Origin of the sequence: Streptomyces aureocirculatus, from assembly GCF_000720475.1 — a bacterium.
Lineage (GTDB): Bacteria > Actinomycetota > Actinomycetes > Streptomycetales > Streptomycetaceae > Streptomyces > Streptomyces aureocirculatus.
In genome coordinates, this window is the sequence record NZ_JOAP01000048.1 from 25368 (window position 1) to 40428 (window position 15061).

The window sequence follows — 15061 nt, forward strand, 5'->3', positions numbered from 1 at the left end:
CAGTGGTCCCCACGATCCCATGCGCCACTGACAATCAGTTGGCCGGATTCCGTTTCTCGCGGGTGCGGCCGGTGTTCACGACACCGGCCGCGAATCCGCCCACGCCGTCTCGAACTCTTCCCGGTACGTCGGGAAAAGACCGTGTTCGCCGTGATCGCCCGGTTTGACGACTCGGCCGCCGCCGCGGAGGACCAGGACGGGTGCCTCCATGCCGCGCGTGCGGCGCAGATACGACTGCACGACGGCGATGCCGTCCGCGCCGTCGCCGTCGACGAGATAGGCGGTGAAGCGCGGGGTCTCGTCGAAGACCTGGATCTCGAAGGCGCCGGGGTCCCGCAGTTGCGCCCGCACCCGCCGCATGTGCAGGATGTTGGACTCGACGGCACGGCTCAGCTCGCCCCGTTTCATGCCGAGTTCGCGCTCGCGCCGCTTGACCGCGCTGCTCGCGGGGTTCAGGAAGAGCAGCCGCGTACGGCAGCCCGACTCGGCGAGCCGCACCAGGCGCCGCCCGGAGAAGTTCTGGACGAGGAGGTTCAGGCCTATCCCGATGGCGTCGACGCGCCGGGCCTCGCCGAACAGGTCCTCGGCGGGGAACTGCCGAAGGAGGCGCACCCGGTCGCTGTGCACGCCGACCACGTCCGCGTACCTGTCGCCGACCAGTTCCTCCACGGCGTCGACGGGCAAGCGGCGCGCGGAGGGGGCGTCGGAGCCCGCGCCGAGCATCTCCAGGAGCCGGGCCGAGGCGCGTTCGGCCTGGGCCAGGACCGTCGGGGACAGGGCGCGGTTGCGGGAGACCACGTTGCGCGTGACCTCCAGCTCGTCCAGAGCCAGCTCGACCTCGCGCCGGTCGTCCAGGTACGGCTCGAAGCACGGCCAGTGCTGGACCATCAGCTCGCGCAACTGCGGCAGCGTCAGGAAGCTCAGGACGTTGTCGTCGGCGGGGTCCAGCAAGTAGCCCTTGCGGCGGCTCACCTCGCGGACCGCGACCGCGCGCTGCACCCACTCCTGGCCCGCGGGACCCGCCGCGGCCACCACCCACTCGTCGGCGTGGACGGGCTCGTAGACCGGACGGAGAACAGCGGCCACGACCGCGCGCAGCCGCTGCTCCACCAGATTCAGCCAGATGTAGGCACGCCCGGCGCGCTGGGCGCGCGTACGCACCTCGCGCCAGGCGTCGGCACCCCAGTCCAGCTCGGGGCCGATCTGGGATCCCGTGTCCATCGGCCGTGCCAGCGACACGGCCGACGCCGGGACGTCGGCGGAGCCCTCGTGACTCTCGTCACCAGGGGGCAGTTCCCGCCCGGTCGAGCTCACCCACGCACCGCCTTCCGCTCCCCCCGGACGCTCCCCAGTCAACGATCAAGGAAGGGTACTCCGGGAGCGGCGGGCGGTGCAGCCGGATGGACAGGGTCGTCCCTCAACCGCCGAGCGGCGGCTTGCCGTTCTGCCCCGCGAGGTCGCCCGGAGTGAGCGGGCTCATGGCGGTGACGTCACGCGGGGCCATGGAGAAGCCCTGCCAGTGGACCGGCATGGGCTGCTGGTCCTCGTCCCTCGCGATGTGGTGGAAGCCGATGTTCACCCAGGTGATGGGGTGGGTGAGGGTCTGGCCGTCGACCCACTTGTCGACGCTCGCGGGCACGTTGTTGCCGCAGGACGGGTTGTTGCTCGCGTACTGCTCGCACTTCTTGTACTGGGTGAAGAACACATCGTGCTTGGTGTACGGCCGGCCCGCGTGCTTCTGGCTCGGCCCTGGCACGATCTCGTACGACCGCGGGTGACCGTCCTTGTTCTTTCCCGCCGTCGACACCACGCGCCACCACCGCATGTCCTTGCGGTCGCCCGCGAGTTCCTTGGTGACCGGGGTGCGGGTGGTCTTCGTGGTGGGGCTGCCGCCGCCCGCGGGCGGCGGGGTGACCTTGGAGTCGTACTGCTCGACCTTGGCCTTCGGCGAGCCGTCGAGGCCGAAGTTCATCCGCCAGAAGACGTTGTGGGAGTGGCTCTCGGCCTTGGCCTGGTCGCCCTTGCCGATGGGCCAGCCGCGGCTGTCGCCGCCGTCGAAGTCGTACGGCGAGAGGCTGCCGGTGGCGCCCACGTTGGAGGAGATGGTGCCGTCCGATGAGAACCGCCACTCGGTGATGTACTCGTACCAGGAGGCCTTGTTCACGGTGTACACGAGCAGGTCCCGGCCCTGGCCGGTGTAGACCTTGCCGGTGCCGCCGGTGCTCGCGTCGTTGTTGAGGCGGTAGGCGTGCCCCCGCGCGCGCGTGGTGACGCACAGACCGGAGACGTTCCCCCGCTCGGGCACCTTGACGGTCTTGATGGTGCCGCCGGGGCACTCGCTGGTCTTCAGCTTCTGCAGGGCCCTGCCGAAGTCGGTGCCCGTGATGTCGTCGAACTCGGCCTGGCCGTCGTCGTAGGGGACGTGTACCTGGGCGAGCCGGGCGCTGGTGAGGACCGGGATGGGCTTGGCCTCACCCTTGGGCTGGTAGCTGATCTTGTCGAGGATCAGGCCCGACAGCGTGTTGTAGTGCCAGCACATGCGCCAGGTCGTACCGCCGTCGACGGTCTTCTCGATCTTGTAGGCGTCACTGCAGTCGGCCGCGGCGGCCGCCGGTGCCTTGGGCGCGGCCTTGGGCGCGGCCTTGGGCGCGGCCTTGTCGGTGGCCGATGCGGGGCCCGACGCCGCTATCGCGGCCCCGAGCAGCGCGGTCACCGCGAGGGCCGTACCGGCCCCCCTGCGGGCGCGCGTCAGTCTCTTGCCGTGCGAGACGTGCATACGGAAATGGCTCCTTCTTGAGGAGAGTGGCTCGCTGGGAAAGGGTTCTCCAGGAGATGGGCTCTCCAGGAGATGGGCTCTCCAGGAGAGTGGCTCGCGGGGAGAGCGGGTGGGTGTCCTGCCCGCGGTCAGGCGAGACGGCCCACGCTGCGCGCGCTGAGGTCGACGACGAAGGACCTGGTGTCGATCCACGGTCCGCTCTTGACCTTCGCCACGACCTGGAGGCAGCGGTGCTTGCCGCACTCGGCCAGGTCGGACGGCACGCTCTTGATCGTCTCCTTGCGGAAGACGAATCCGCTCAGCTCCAGGTCCCCCGGCCCTGCGAGCGCCTTGCCCGTGGCCTTCTTGAAGTCCTGCTTCAGGCCCTTGCCGTGCGCGTCGGCGATGAGCAGGCTCGCGGCCTCGGTGAGCTCCTCGGCGCTGGGCGGCGGCTGGACGTTCTGGGCCTGCTGCGTCGTCTCGACCTTGCCGGTGTCGAGATTGACCGTCTTGGTGACGACGGTGTCCTTCTTGTAGTCGTAGTAGACGACCTGGGCGCGGCGCGGCGCGGCGGCGCCGCTCTCACCCGGCTCGCTCTCGGCGAGGTTCGTGGAGAGCCGCTGCGGGCCCCTGTCCCCCTCGACGTCCCGCGCGGCGGCGCGCAGGCCGTTGCTGTCCAGGGCCGCCTTCTGGGCCCGTTCGGTCTCGGCGTCGGTCAGCGGGTCGCTGCCTATGCCCCGGTCCTTCTCCTCGGGAGCTTCCTCCAGCACGCCCTCGCGCCCCACCGCGTCCTGCGCGGCCGCGCCCGCGGCGGTGCTCCGATCCCCTGAATCACCGGATCCTGCCTGGTCAGGCAGGGTGACGGCCACCATGGTCGCGGTGGCGGCCACGGCCAGGGCGCCGCCGGCGACCACCTTCCCCAGGTGTCGTCTGACTAGCTTGCGCACATCCTCCCCCTATCTCCCCGTTCAAGCCCCTTTTTGGGGCATGTCGAGTATGTGGACAGTCGGTTAGACGGCTCCAACTCCGTTGGGGTTGCCCCACTTTCGAGCAGACTCCGGGACAACTCCGGTCATGATCGGCGGCGATCGTGGAAGAGTCTTAGACATGCAGGTGTGGCCTGGGCAGGCGTACCCCCTGGGTGCCGCGTACGACGGCGCCGGAACGAACTTCGCGGTCTTCTCCGAGGCCGCCGACCGAGTGGAGCTGTGTCTGCTGCACGACGACGGTTCGGAGACCGCCGTCGAGCTGCGCGAATCCGACGCCTTCGTGCGGCACGCCTACCTCCCCGGCGTCATGCCGGGCCAGCGGTACGGCTTTCGCGCGCACGGCCCCTACGACCCCGGACGCGGGCTGCGGTGCAACTCCGCCAAGCTGCTCCTCGACCCCTACGCACACGCCGTGAGCGGCCGGGTGGACTGGGGCGAGGAGGTGTACGGCTACCACTTCGGGTCCCCGCAGCGGCGCAACGACCTGGACTCGGCGCCGCACATGATGGCGTCGGTGGTGGTGAACCCCTACTTCGACTGGGGTGACGACCGCCCGCCGCGCACCCCGTACAACGAAACGGTCATCTACGAAGCCCACGTCAAGGGGCTCACGATGCTGCACCCGGAGCTGCCGGACGAGCTGCGGGGCACCTACGCGGCCCTCGCGCACCCGGCGGTCATCGACCATCTGACCCAGTTGGGCGTCACGGCCCTGGAGCTGATGCCGGTCCACCAGTTCGTGAACGACCACCGCCTCGTCGACCTGGGCCTGAACAACTACTGGGGCTACAACACCATCGGCTTCTTCGCCCCGCACAACGCGTACGCCTCCTGGGGCGACCGGGGCGAGCAGGTCCTGGAGTTCAAGTCGGCGGTGCGGGCGCTGCACGCGGCCGGCATCGAGGTGATCCTGGACGTGGTCTACAACCACACGGCCGAGGGCAACCACCTGGGCCCCACGCTGTCCTTCCGCGGCCTGGACAACGCCTCGTACTACCGGCTCACCGACGACCCGCAGTACTACATGGACACCACGGGCACCGGCAATTCGCTGCTCATGCGCAATCCGCACGTCCTCCAACTGATCATGGACTCGCTGCGGCACTGGGTCACGGAGATGCATGTGGACGGCTTCCGCTTCGACCTCGCGGCGACGCTCGCGCGCCAGTTCCACGAGGTGGACCGGCTCTCGTCGTTCTTCGACCTGGTGCAGCAGGACCCCGTGGTCAGCCAGGTGAAGCTGATCGCCGAGCCCTGGGACGTCGGCGAGGGCGGCTATCAGGTGGGCAACTTCCCGCCGCTGTGGACGGAGTGGAACGGCAAGTACCGCGACACGGTACGGGACCTGTGGCGGGGCGAGCCGCGCACGCTCGCGGAGTTCGCGTCCCGGCTCACCGGCTCGTCCGACCTGTACCAGGGCGACGGCCGGCGACCGCTCGCGTCGATCAACTTCGTCACGTGCCACGACGGCTTCACGCTGCACGACCTGGTCGCCTACAACGAGAAGCACAACGCGGACAACGGCGAGGACAACCAGGACGGCGAGAGCCACAACCGCTCGTGGAACTGCGGCGCGGAGGGCGAGACCGACGACCCTGACATCCTCGCGCTGCGCGCCCGGCAGCTCCGCAACTTCATCGCCACGCTGATGCTGTCCCAGGGCGTGCCGATGCTCAGCCACGGCGACGAGTTCGCCCGCACGCAGGGCGGCAACAACAACGCCTACTGCCAGGACAACGAGGTCGCCTGGGTGCGCTGGCCCGACGGCGAGACCACGCTGCTCGCGTTCACGCGCGCGATGGCGTGGCTGCGCCGCGACCACCCGGTGTTCCGGCGGCGCCGCTTCTTCCACGGCCGCCCCGTCGAGGGCACGCACGACGATCTCTCGGACATCTCCTGGTTCACGCCCGAGGGCGAGGAGATGACCCGGGAGGACTGGGGCGCCGCGCAGGCGCGGGCACTGACGGTGTTCCTCAACGGCAACGCGATCTCCGAACCCGGCGAGCGCGGCGAGCGCATCTGCGACGACTCGTTCCTGCTGATGTTCAACGCCTCCGCCGAGCCCCTGGACTTCGTGGTGCCGGTCAACCAGGGCGCGCAGTGGCAGGTGGTGGTGGACACCGCCCGGGAGGACGGGGTGCCTCCGGGTACGGGGATGAAGGTGCGGGCCGGTGAGCGGGTCACGCTCGTGGACCGGAGCCTGACGGTGTTGCAGCGCCCCGCCTGAGGTGGCGGCGGGGGTCCTGGGGGCCGGGGGCCGCGCGGCTCCCCGGGCCGTCGCGTCCCGGCCGGGCGGTGAGGGCGACGGCGAAGGCCACCGCCGCGGCCGCGCTGCCGAGCGCGAACGCGGCGCCCGCGCCGTGCGTCTCGGCGAGGCGGCCCGCCACCGCGAGCGTGACGGCCTGCCCGCCGACGAAGGCGCTCGCCGCGTACGTCATGCCCTCGGCGAGCCTGCCGTGCGGGACGGCGCGTTCGATGAGGGCGAAGCCGGTGATGAGGTTCGGGGCGTAGACGGCGCCGAAGACGGCGACGGCGGCGTACAGCGCCGCCATGCTGTGGGTCCACACCAGCGGCAGGGAGAGCAGCGCCGCGGCGGCCGTCGCGGCGCGCCACCGCGCGTGCAGTCCATAGCGGTCCGGCAGCGCGGCCGTCGCCAGGCCCGTGGCCGCGCTCATCACCCCCATGGCGGCGTACACCAGACCGGCCTGGCCGGGCGCCCCGAGCTCCTCGGTGAGTGCGGTGATCCCGGCTCCGCAGGCGCCGAGCAGCACGCCGAGGAAGACCAGGCCGGTGCGGACGACGTACACCTCGCGCGGCAGTGGGGCGCGGGTGCCACGCGCGCGTGCCCGGTCCGCCGCGCCGGGGCCCGGCGTGCTTGCCCCGTCCGCGGCACGGGGTTCCGGTGCGCTCGCAGTATGTGCCGTATGTGCCGTACGTGCCGTCGGGTGCAGCGCGAAGCCCGTGCCGCAGACCGCGACCAGGAGCACCGCGGCGGCGAACGCGTACGCCGGGTGGCCCGCGAGGGCGGCGAGTCCCACCAGGGCGGGGCCGAGGACGAAGGACAGCTCGTCCATCGTGGACTCCAGGGACAGCGCGGTGCCGACGATCCTGCCGTCCGCGCCCCGGTCCCGGGCCAGGCGTACGACGCGGGCGCGGGCGAGCGGCCCGATGCCGGGCACGCTCGCGCCCGCCAGGACGCCGAGGAGCAGCAGCGCGGGGGTGGGCAGCTCCAGAAGGGCACCGAGCGTGTACGCGGCGACGCAGAGCGCGTTGAGCGCGGTAAGAGCGAGGACCACGGGCCGCTGGCCGCGCCGGTCCGCGAGCCGCCCGACGAAGGGGCCCGCGGTCACCTGCCCCAGCGCGAGCGCGCACGCGACGGCGCCACCGGTCGCCAGCGACCCGCTGGTCCTGCTCACCAGGAGCACACTGCCGAACTGGATCACGGCGACGGGCAGCCGCCCCAGGAACGACACCACGGGAAGCGCGACCCCGCTGAGCGCGACCACCTGCTGGTACGCCTCCAGCGTGGCCCGCACTCCGGCGCACCCACCCCGGGCGGCGGCTTCTGAACCATCCCCCGCCGGCTGCGCGCGGCGCGCTTCCGCGGCGCGCGCCCCGTCGTTCCGGGGGCCGCCGTCACGTACCTTCTCAGCCATCGTTGGACGCTAACGGCGGGCCCGCCGGGGCGCGCATGCGTCGAAGGCACGAAAGACCGCCAGGAGGGTACGTACGTTCGCATGACGCCACAGCGCTCCGAATCCGTGGTTCCGCCGCCGCCGACCGCCACCTATCGGCTACAGCTCCAGTTGGACTTCCCGTTCGCTGAAGCCGCCCGGGCGGTGCCGTATCTGGCCTCGCTCGGCGTCTCGCACCTGCATCTGTCGCCGGTCCTGGAGGCGGTCCCCGGGTCGACGCACGGGTACGACGTCGTGGACCACGGGAGCGTGCGCGCCGAGCTGGGGGGCGAGGAGGGGCTGCGGGCGCTGTCGGACACCGCGCGCGCCGCCGGGCTCGGTCTTGTCGTGGACATCGTGCCGAACCACATGGCGGCCGTGCCGCGGCACAACCGGGCGCTGTGGGAGGTGCTGCGCGAGGGGCCGCGCTCTCCGTACGCGCGCTGGTTCGACATCGACTGGGAGGCGGGCGGCGGGAAGGTGCTGCTTCCCGTCCTGGGCGGCCCCGTCGGCGGCGAGCTGGCGCACCTGCGGGTCGAGGGCGGGACCCTCGTCTACTTCGACCATGTGTTCCCGCTGCGCGAGGGCACCGAGAAGCTGCCGCTCGACCGTCTCCTCGACGCCCAGTGGTACCGGCCCGCCTGGTGGCGCCTGGCCCGCACGGAGATCAACTACCGTCGCTTCTTCACCATCTCGGACCTCATCGCCGTACGGGTCGAGGACCCGGAGGTGTTCGACGCCACGCACGCGACGGTGCTGCGGCTGCTGCGCGAGGGCGTCGTGGAGGGCCTGCGCGTCGACCACCCCGACGGCCTCGCCGACCCCGGGGCGTATCTGCGCCGACTGCACGAGGCGTCCGGCGGGCGCTGGACGGTCGTCGAGAAGATCCTCGCCGACGGCGAGCGGCTGCCCGCCGCCTGGCCGGTGGCGGGCACCACGGGCTACGACGCGCTGCGGCACGTCGACGGAGTCCTCGCCGACGAGTCCGGCAGCGGTGAACTCCGCACCCAGTACCGCAGGTTCGCCGCCCCGCCCGCCGACCGCGGCGGCGACTGGGCGGCGACGCTGCGGCGCGCCGCGTACAAGGTGGTCACGCACGAACTCGCCGCCGAGATCGACCGCCTCACGCGCGAGGCGGCGGCGCTGTGCGCGGCGGACCCCGCCCTGCGCGACCACGCGCCGTGGGCCCTGCGGGCGGCACTGCGCGAGCTGCTCGTACGCCTGGAGGTCTACCGCCCGTACGCCACCGGGGGCGCCGATCCCGAGACGGTCCTCACGGCCGAGGCCGCGGCGGACGCGAAGACGGTGTTCGCGGTACGGGAGGAGGGCGGGGCGGCGGACGCCGTGCGGGGACTCCTGCTCGGCGCGGGCGCGGGCGCGGGCGGGGTGGCGCGGGCGGCGTTTCGGGCGCGGTTCGCGCAGACCGCGGCGGCGCTGCGGGCCAAGTCCCTGGAGGACACGGCGTTCTACCGGCACGCGCCGCTCCTGTCGGCCGCCGAGGTGGGCGGCTCGCCGGACCGTCCCGCCGTGGACGTGGCGGAGTTCCACGCGTACTGCGCGCGCGTGCAGCGCGACTGGCCGTACACGGGCACCGTCATGACGACGCACGACACCAAGCGGAGCGCCGATGTGCGGGCGGGTGTGAGCGTCCTGTCGCAGACGCCCGCGCGGTGGGCGGCGCTGCTCGCGGAGGTGACGCGCCGGACCGGGGCGAGCGGCAGGCGGGCGCCCGACCCGCAGTTGGCGTGGGCCGCGTGGCAGACCGCGGTGGGGTTCGCCCCGGCCGCGCTGTCGGAGGGAGCGGAGGGGGCGGCTGGAGCGGCGGGGGCGGCGGGAGCGGCGGGAGCGGCGGGAGCGGCGGGAACGGCGGGAGCGTACGCGCGGCGTCTTCAGGGCGCGCTCCTGAAGCATGTCCGCGAAGCGGGCCTGCACACCAACTGGACGGAGCCCGACGAGGCGTACGAGCAGGCGGTGGCGGCCTTTGTGGAGGCCGGGCCGTGCGGGACACCGCTGTACGCGGTGACCGACTTCGCCGCCGAACTCGCCCCGCACATCCGGGCGAACGTCCTCGGCGGAGCCCTGCTGCACCTCACGATGCCCGGCGTGCCGGACCTCTACCAGGGCACGGAGCGCGAGTACCACGCCCTGGTCGACCCGGACAACCGGCACCGCGTCACCTTCGACCCGGCCCTCCTGGAAGGGCTGGACGGGACCGGGAAGGCCCGGGGGCTCTCCGACGAGAAGCCGGCGGTGACGGCGGCGGCGCTCAGGCTGCGCGCCCGGCGGCCCGAACTCTTCGGCGGCGCGGGCACCTACGAGCCGCTGCCCGCGGTGGGCGCCGCGGCCGCTCACTGCCTGGCCTACCGGCGTTCGGGGAGCGTGGTCGTGGCCGTGACCCGGCTGTCCCTGCTGCTCGCCGACGCGGGCGGCTGGGGGGACACCGAACTGCCGCTCGGCGGGGACGGCTGGCGCGATCTGCTCGCCCCGGGGCGGGAGTTCACCGGCAACGCGCGCGTGGCGGAACTGTTCGCGGAACTGCCGGTGGTGCTCCTGGAACGCGTGTGACGGGTCCCGCGCGGGCTCTGGGGAACTCGGGTCCGCAGTGCTTCACACGTTGACCTCCCCGTGAGGTACCGCGGGTTGTGTCAGTGGGCCCACGGAAGGCGCACGCCCCGCTCAGGCCGTCGCGAGGCAGAACGTGATGCTTCCGAAGGCGACCTGGTCGCCCGCCCTGACGACGGCCGCGCCGATCACCCGGCGGCCGTTGACCGCCGTGCCGTTGGTCGAGCCCAGGTCGCGCAGGACCCACAGGCCGCCCTGGAAGGTCAGTTCGGCGTGCACGCGCGAGACGGTGTCGTGGCTGAGCCGCAGGCCGTTCGCCGGGTCGCGGCCGATCCGCAGCGGGTACGCGCCGGGTGCGGGGAGCAGCAGCTTGGGCAGCCGCTCGGACTGCCAGGCCCTGCGCAGCTTCACCGTGAATCCGGACACCGCGCCCACCGAGCCGAGCACCAGCTTCGACCAGCGGCCCTCCGTGCGCAGGTCGGCGGTGAGCGCCGCCAGTTCGTCCTGGCGGCGGGCGGCGAGTGCCAGCTCCATGCGGCGCACGAACGTGTCGTGGGAGAGCCGGCCGAGTGCCGCGCCCTCCCTGAGGACCGCGAGGGCCCGCTCCCGCTCGGCGTCGGTGAGCCGTGCCGGCACAACTGCGGGCTCGGAGGGGAGCGGCAAGGACGAGGTCACGCCCGCAATTGTCGGCCAGGTCCGGCCGGGTGTCCAGGAAACCGCGGGCCGCCGAAGACGCGTCAACCGGGCGAAAGCCCCACTGACCGGCCCGCGCGTGGGGTACGGGTGCCCCGTACGGCAATGGGCGACGAAGGGACAGCCGTGAGGTTCGAGGTGTGGGCGCCGCACGCGGAGCGGGTGGATCTGGTACTGGAGGGCACCGCGCGCGCGATGGCGCGCGACGAGGAACGCCCGGGGTGGTGGGCGGTGGCGGCGGAAGGGTCCGACGGCACGCGGTACGGCTTCTCGCTGGACGGCGGGCCCACGCTGCCGGACCCCCGCTCGGCCCGGCAGCCGGAAGGACCCGACGGGCCGAGCGCGGTCGTCGACCACGGGCGGTACGCGTGGCGGGAGCCGTGGGCGGGGCGGGCCCTGCGGGACGCCGTGCTGTACGAGCTGCACGTGGGGACGTACACCGAGGAGGGCACCCTGGACGCGGCCGCCGAGCGCCTTGGCCACCTCGCCGAACTGGGCGTGAGCCACGTAGAGCTGATGCCGCTGTGCCCCTTCCCCGGGCGGCACGGCTGGGGCTACGAGGGCGTGTCGCTGTGGGCGGTGCACGAGCCGTACGGCGGACCCGAGGCACTGAAACGATTCGTCGACGCCGCGCACGCGCACGGGCTCGGCGTCGTCCTCGACGTGGTGCACAACCACCTCGGCCCTTCCGGCAACCACCTGCCCGCGTTCGGCCCCTACTTCACCGAGACCCACCACACGCCGTGGGGCGCGGCCGTGAACCTGGACGCGCCGGGTTCCGACGAGGTGCGCGCGTACCTTGTGGGCAGCGCCCTTGCCTGGCTGCGGGACTACCGGATCGACGCACTGCGCCTGGACGCCGTGCACGCGCTCCGTGACACCCGCGCGCTGCACTTCCTCGAAGAGCTCACGGCGGCCGTGGACGGGCTTTCCGAGGAGCTCGGCAGGCCGCTCGCGCTGATCGCCGAGTCCGACCTCAACGACCCGCGCCTGATCACTCCGCGCGGGAGCGGCGGGAGCGGCGGTCTCGGTCTGCACGCGCAGTGGAACGACGACTTCCACCACTGCCTGCACACCGTTCTCACCGGTGAGTCCCAGGGCTACTACGCGGACTTCGCCGTCGCGCCGCTGGCCGCGCTCGCCAAGACGCTGACGCACGGCTTCTTCCACGACGGCACGCACTCCAGCTTCCGCGGCCGCGGCCACGGGCGCCCCGTGGACCGCGCCCGCACGCCCGCCCACCGCCTGGTCGGCTACGCCCAGACGCACGACCAGATCGGCAACCGCGCCCAGGGGGACCGGCTCTCGGCGACGCTGTCCCCGGGGCTGCTCGCGTGCGGGGCCGCCCTCACGCTCACCGCCCCGTTCACGCCGATGCTGTTCATGGGCGAGGAGTGGGCGGCCGGCACGCCCTGGCAGTTCTTCACCGACCACACGGACCAGGAACTCGCCCAGGCGGTGCGCCGGGGAAGGAGACGGGAGTTCGCCGCCCACAACTGGGCGGAGGACGACATTCCCGATCCGCAGGACCCGGCGACCCGGGCGCGCTCCTGCCTCGACTGGTCGGAGCCGCGACGGGAGCCCCACGCGCGCGTGCTCACCTGGTACCGCGAGCTGATCGCGCTGCGCCGCGCCCGCGCCGACCTGACGGACCCCGATCTGGCGGCGGTGCGGGTCACGTACGACGAGGCCGCGCGCTGGTGCGTGGTGCGGCGCGGGGATCTGCGGATCGCCGTGAACCTGTCCGGAGCCGATGCCGTGGTCCTGTCGGGGGCGCCGCACGCACGCGTCCTCACGGCGTGGCAGCCGGTCGCGGCGCCGGGGGCGGACGGGGCGCTGCGGCTGCCCGCGGAGTCGTGCGCGGTGCTGGTGGCCTCGGGGTGAGGGGGTTGCTGGTTCGGGGTGAGGGGGTCGTTGGTTTCGGGGTGAGGGGGTCCCTTGACCTGAACCGCACTTCACCTTCTAGCGTGCCTGACGCGGAACCTACGAGGAGGACGGTTTGATGGAGCAGCGGTACCTGGGACGGACCGGGTTGCGGGTGAGTGAGCTGTGCTTCGGCGCCATGATGTTCGGCGGCGGCGACGGCGGCGCGGACGAGGCGACGGCGCACCGGATGCTGGACGTGTTCACGGCGGCGGGCGGCACGTTCATCGACACGGCCGACGCGTATGCCGGTGGCGTGTCGGAGGAGGTGCTCGGCCGCTGGCTCAAGGGCCGCCGCCGCGACGACCTGGTGATCGCGACCAAGGTGTTCCTGCCGATGGGCGAGGGCCCCAACGCCCGCGGCCTGAGCCGCAAGCACATCCTGTCGGCGGTGGACGCGAGCCTGCGCCGCCTGGGCACGGACTACATCGACCTGTATCAGACACATGTGTGGGACGCCCGCACGCCGCTCGCGGAGACCCTGTCCACGCTCGACGGTCTGGTGCGCGCGGGCAAGGTCCGCTACCTGGGCACGAGCAACGTCAGCCCGGCCCAGCTCCAGAAGGCCGTCGACCTGTCCCGGGCCCGCGCCTGGGAGCCGTACGTGTCCCTGCAACCGCGCTACAACCTGCTCGCCCGCGAGGTCGAGTGGGAGTTGCTTCCCCTCAGCGCGGCGGAAGGGGTGGGCGTCATTCCGTACAGCCCGCTCCAGGCGGGCTGGCTGTCGGGGAAGTTCCGGCGGGGCATGGCGGCACCCCCCGCGGGGGCGCGGGGCAGCGGTGACTGGGAGGCACGGGCCACCGAGGAGACCTGGCGGGTCGTGGACGCGGTGGCCGCCGTCGCCGAGGAGACCGGGCGCACGCCCGCCCAGGTGGCGCTGCGCTGGCTGCTCCAGCAGCGGGGGGTGACCGCGCCCATCGTGGGCGCGCGCTCGGTGGAGCAACTGACCGACAACCTGGGCGCGGTGGGCTGGGAGCTGACGGCGGAGCAGGAGCGGCGCCTGACGGAGGCGAGCGCGCGGCCGCTGCCGTATCCGTACGACCTGCTCGCCCACTTCACGGACGAGCGGCCGCACGGCTGACGCACCGCCCGGGCGCGCCGCGTCCGCCGTGCGGGCGCGCTGCGCCTCGGCCGCCCGGGCGTGCCGCGCCTAGCCCGCCCGGGCGTGCCGCGCCTTGCCCGCCCGGGTTCAGTCGACGATCGCCAGCTCGCGCGATGTGGTGTTGAGGCGACGGCCGCCGTCCTCCGTCACCGTGACGATGTCCTCGATGCGGACGCCGAAGCGGCCCGGCAGATAGATGCCGGGCTCCACGGAGAAGCACATGCCGGGGACGAGCGGCTGCTGTTCGCCCTCGATCATGTAGGGCGGCTCGTGCGTGGTGACGCCGATGCCGTGGCCGGTGCGGTGGATGAAGTACTCGCCGTACCCGGCCTCGGTGATCACCGCGCGGGCCACCCGGTCGACGTCCTGGCAGGCGATGCCGGGCCGGACCGCGCGGCAGGCGGCGTCCTGGGCCTCGCGGACCACGTCGTGCACGCGCTGCTCCTCGGCTGAGGGCTCGCCGACGTGCACCGTGCGGGAGGTGTCGGAGCCGTAACCGTGCCGCAGGCCGCCGAAGTCGAGGACGACCATGTCGCCCCGCTCGATGACGCGGTCGCCCGCCTCGTGGTGGGGGCTCGCGCCGTTGGGCCCCGAGCCGACGACCGTGAAGTCCACCTGTTCGTGCCCGGACCGGCGCAGCAGGTCCGCGAGGTCACCGGCGACGTCGGTCTCCCTGCGGCCCGCGAACGGCACCTTCTGGATCTCCTCGTACGTGGCGTCGGCGGCGGCACCCGCCGCGGCGAGGCGCTCCAGTTCGGCGGCGTCCTTCACGGCGCGGAGCATCGGCAGGGCCTCGGTGAGCGCGGTGTAGGAGCTGTCGGGCAACTGCCGCTGGAGGCCGAGCAGATGCAGGGCCCAGGCGTTGTCGCTGACGCCGTACCGGCCGCCCGCGGCGAGCAGCGGCGCGGTCACGGCGTAGGGGTCCACGCCGTCCGTCCAGTCCCGCAGGGTCAGCGCGGGCGCACCGGTCGCACGCTCGGCGTCGGGCGCCTCCAGCTTCGGCACCACGAGAACCGGGTCCTGTCCCGGGGCCAGGACGAGGAGGGTCAGGCGTTCGGTGTCGGCGGGGACCCGGTAGCCGGTGAGCCACACGAGGTCGGGACCGGGCGCGACGATGACGCCCGCGAGACCCGCTTCGGCGGCGGCGCGCGCGGCGCGGTCCATGCGGGCACGGTAGTCGTCGGCGGTGAACGGAGCCGGCGCGGGCGTGGTCATGAGGCCTCCTGAGCCTGGTGTGTACGGGGATCTCCCCCCGGCATCCTGCCCGTCGGCCCCGTCCCGCGCGAGCGCGTATCGCGTGCCTGTTCCCATGCCACCGGCTTTCCGGTGACCGTTTCCCCGCCTCGACGTTAATGCTTGGGTA

Annotated in this window: 9 protein-coding genes and 1 pseudogene; 4 read left to right on the forward strand and 6 right to left on the reverse strand. The window is 73.0% G+C overall.

The window, feature by feature from the left end:
• Nucleotides 1-75: 75 nt before the first annotated feature.
• The 3 genes from IG78_RS0133115 to IG78_RS0133125 all read right to left on the reverse strand — a co-directional run bounded on the left by IG78_RS0133115 (nucleotide 76) and on the right by IG78_RS0133125 (nucleotide 3702).
• Nucleotides 76-1314 (reverse strand): DUF5919 domain-containing protein, encoded by a 1239-nt coding sequence (locus IG78_RS0133115; protein ID WP_030570510.1) that lies wholly within the window; start codon nucleotides 1312-1314, stop codon nucleotides 76-78.
• Nucleotides 1315-1417: 103 nt separating this feature from the next.
• Nucleotides 1418-2776, reverse strand: coding sequence for a copper amine oxidase (locus IG78_RS0133120; RefSeq protein WP_030570513.1), 1359 nt, complete (start codon nucleotides 2774-2776; stop codon nucleotides 1418-1420).
• A 128-nt stretch (nucleotides 2777-2904) separates the two neighbouring features.
• Entirely contained in the window at nucleotides 2905-3702 is a 798-nt protein-coding gene (locus IG78_RS0133125; RefSeq protein ID WP_030570515.1) for a hypothetical protein, read from the reverse strand.
• Between the two features lie 160 nt (nucleotides 3703-3862).
• Here IG78_RS0133125 and glgX point away from each other — a divergent pair, with 160 nt between their 5' ends.
• Nucleotides 3863-5971 carry a glycogen debranching protein GlgX gene (glgX, locus tag IG78_RS0133130; protein ID WP_030570518.1) on the forward strand — a complete coding sequence of 703 codons (2109 nt, stop codon included), beginning with the start codon at nucleotides 3863-3865 and terminating at the stop codon, nucleotides 5969-5971.
• Here glgX and IG78_RS0133135 read toward each other — a convergent pair.
• Nucleotides 5925-7400: an MFS transporter gene (locus tag IG78_RS0133135; protein ID WP_078965761.1), complete on the reverse strand. Its 1476-nt coding sequence runs from the start codon at nucleotides 7398-7400 to the stop codon at nucleotides 5925-5927. The genes glgX and IG78_RS0133135 overlap by 47 nt on opposite strands.
• Nucleotides 7401-7481: 81 nt before the next feature.
• Between IG78_RS0133135 and treY the strand changes: the two genes are divergently transcribed.
• Nucleotides 7482-9983 carry a malto-oligosyltrehalose synthase gene (gene treY / locus IG78_RS0133140; RefSeq protein ID WP_030570523.1) on the forward strand — a complete coding sequence of 834 codons (2502 nt, stop codon included), beginning with the start codon at nucleotides 7482-7484 and terminating at the stop codon, nucleotides 9981-9983.
• A 111-nt stretch (nucleotides 9984-10094) separates the two neighbouring features.
• Here treY and IG78_RS0133145 read toward each other — a convergent pair whose 3' ends face one another.
• Entirely contained in the window at nucleotides 10095-10655 is a 561-nt protein-coding gene (locus IG78_RS0133145; protein ID WP_051853145.1) for an FHA domain-containing protein, read from the reverse strand.
• A 33-nt stretch (nucleotides 10656-10688) separates the two neighbouring features.
• On the opposite strand from IG78_RS0133145, the pseudogene treZ reads away from it, so the two are divergent.
• A pseudogene (gene treZ / locus IG78_RS0133150) lies at nucleotides 10689-12557 on the forward strand (malto-oligosyltrehalose trehalohydrolase); the annotation flags it as partial.
• Nucleotides 12558-12675: 118 nt separating this feature from the next.
• Nucleotides 12676-13677: an aldo/keto reductase gene (locus tag IG78_RS0133155; RefSeq protein WP_030570531.1), complete on the forward strand. Its 1002-nt coding sequence runs from the start codon at nucleotides 12676-12678 to the stop codon at nucleotides 13675-13677.
• 108 nt (nucleotides 13678-13785) lie between these two features.
• Here the strand turns inward: IG78_RS0133155 and IG78_RS0133160 are convergent, their stop codons facing one another.
• Nucleotides 13786-14913, reverse strand: coding sequence for an aminopeptidase P family protein (locus IG78_RS0133160; protein WP_030570534.1), 1128 nt, complete (start codon nucleotides 14911-14913; stop codon nucleotides 13786-13788).
• Nucleotides 14914-15061: the final 148 nt, after the last annotated feature.

What these genes read in the sequence shown, in the direction of transcription:
- glgX (WP_030570518.1), top strand. Translation starts at nt 3,863, where the DNA reads ATGCAGGTGTGGCCTGGGCAGGCGTACCCCCTGGGTGCCGCGTACGAC.
- IG78_RS0133135 (WP_078965761.1), bottom strand. Translation starts at nt 7,400, where the DNA reads ATGGCTGAGAAGGTACGTGACGGCGGCCCCCGGAACGACGGGGCGCGC.
- IG78_RS0133155 (WP_030570531.1), top strand. Translation starts at nt 12,676, where the DNA reads ATGGAGCAGCGGTACCTGGGACGGACCGGGTTGCGGGTGAGTGAGCTG.
- treY (WP_030570523.1), top strand. Translation starts at nt 7,482, where the DNA reads ATGACGCCACAGCGCTCCGAATCCGTGGTTCCGCCGCCGCCGACCGCC.
- IG78_RS0133120 (WP_030570513.1), bottom strand. Translation starts at nt 2,776, where the DNA reads ATGCACGTCTCGCACGGCAAGAGACTGACGCGCGCCCGCAGGGGGGCC.
- IG78_RS0133160 (WP_030570534.1), bottom strand. Translation starts at nt 14,913, where the DNA reads ATGACCACGCCCGCGCCGGCTCCGTTCACCGCCGACGACTACCGTGCC.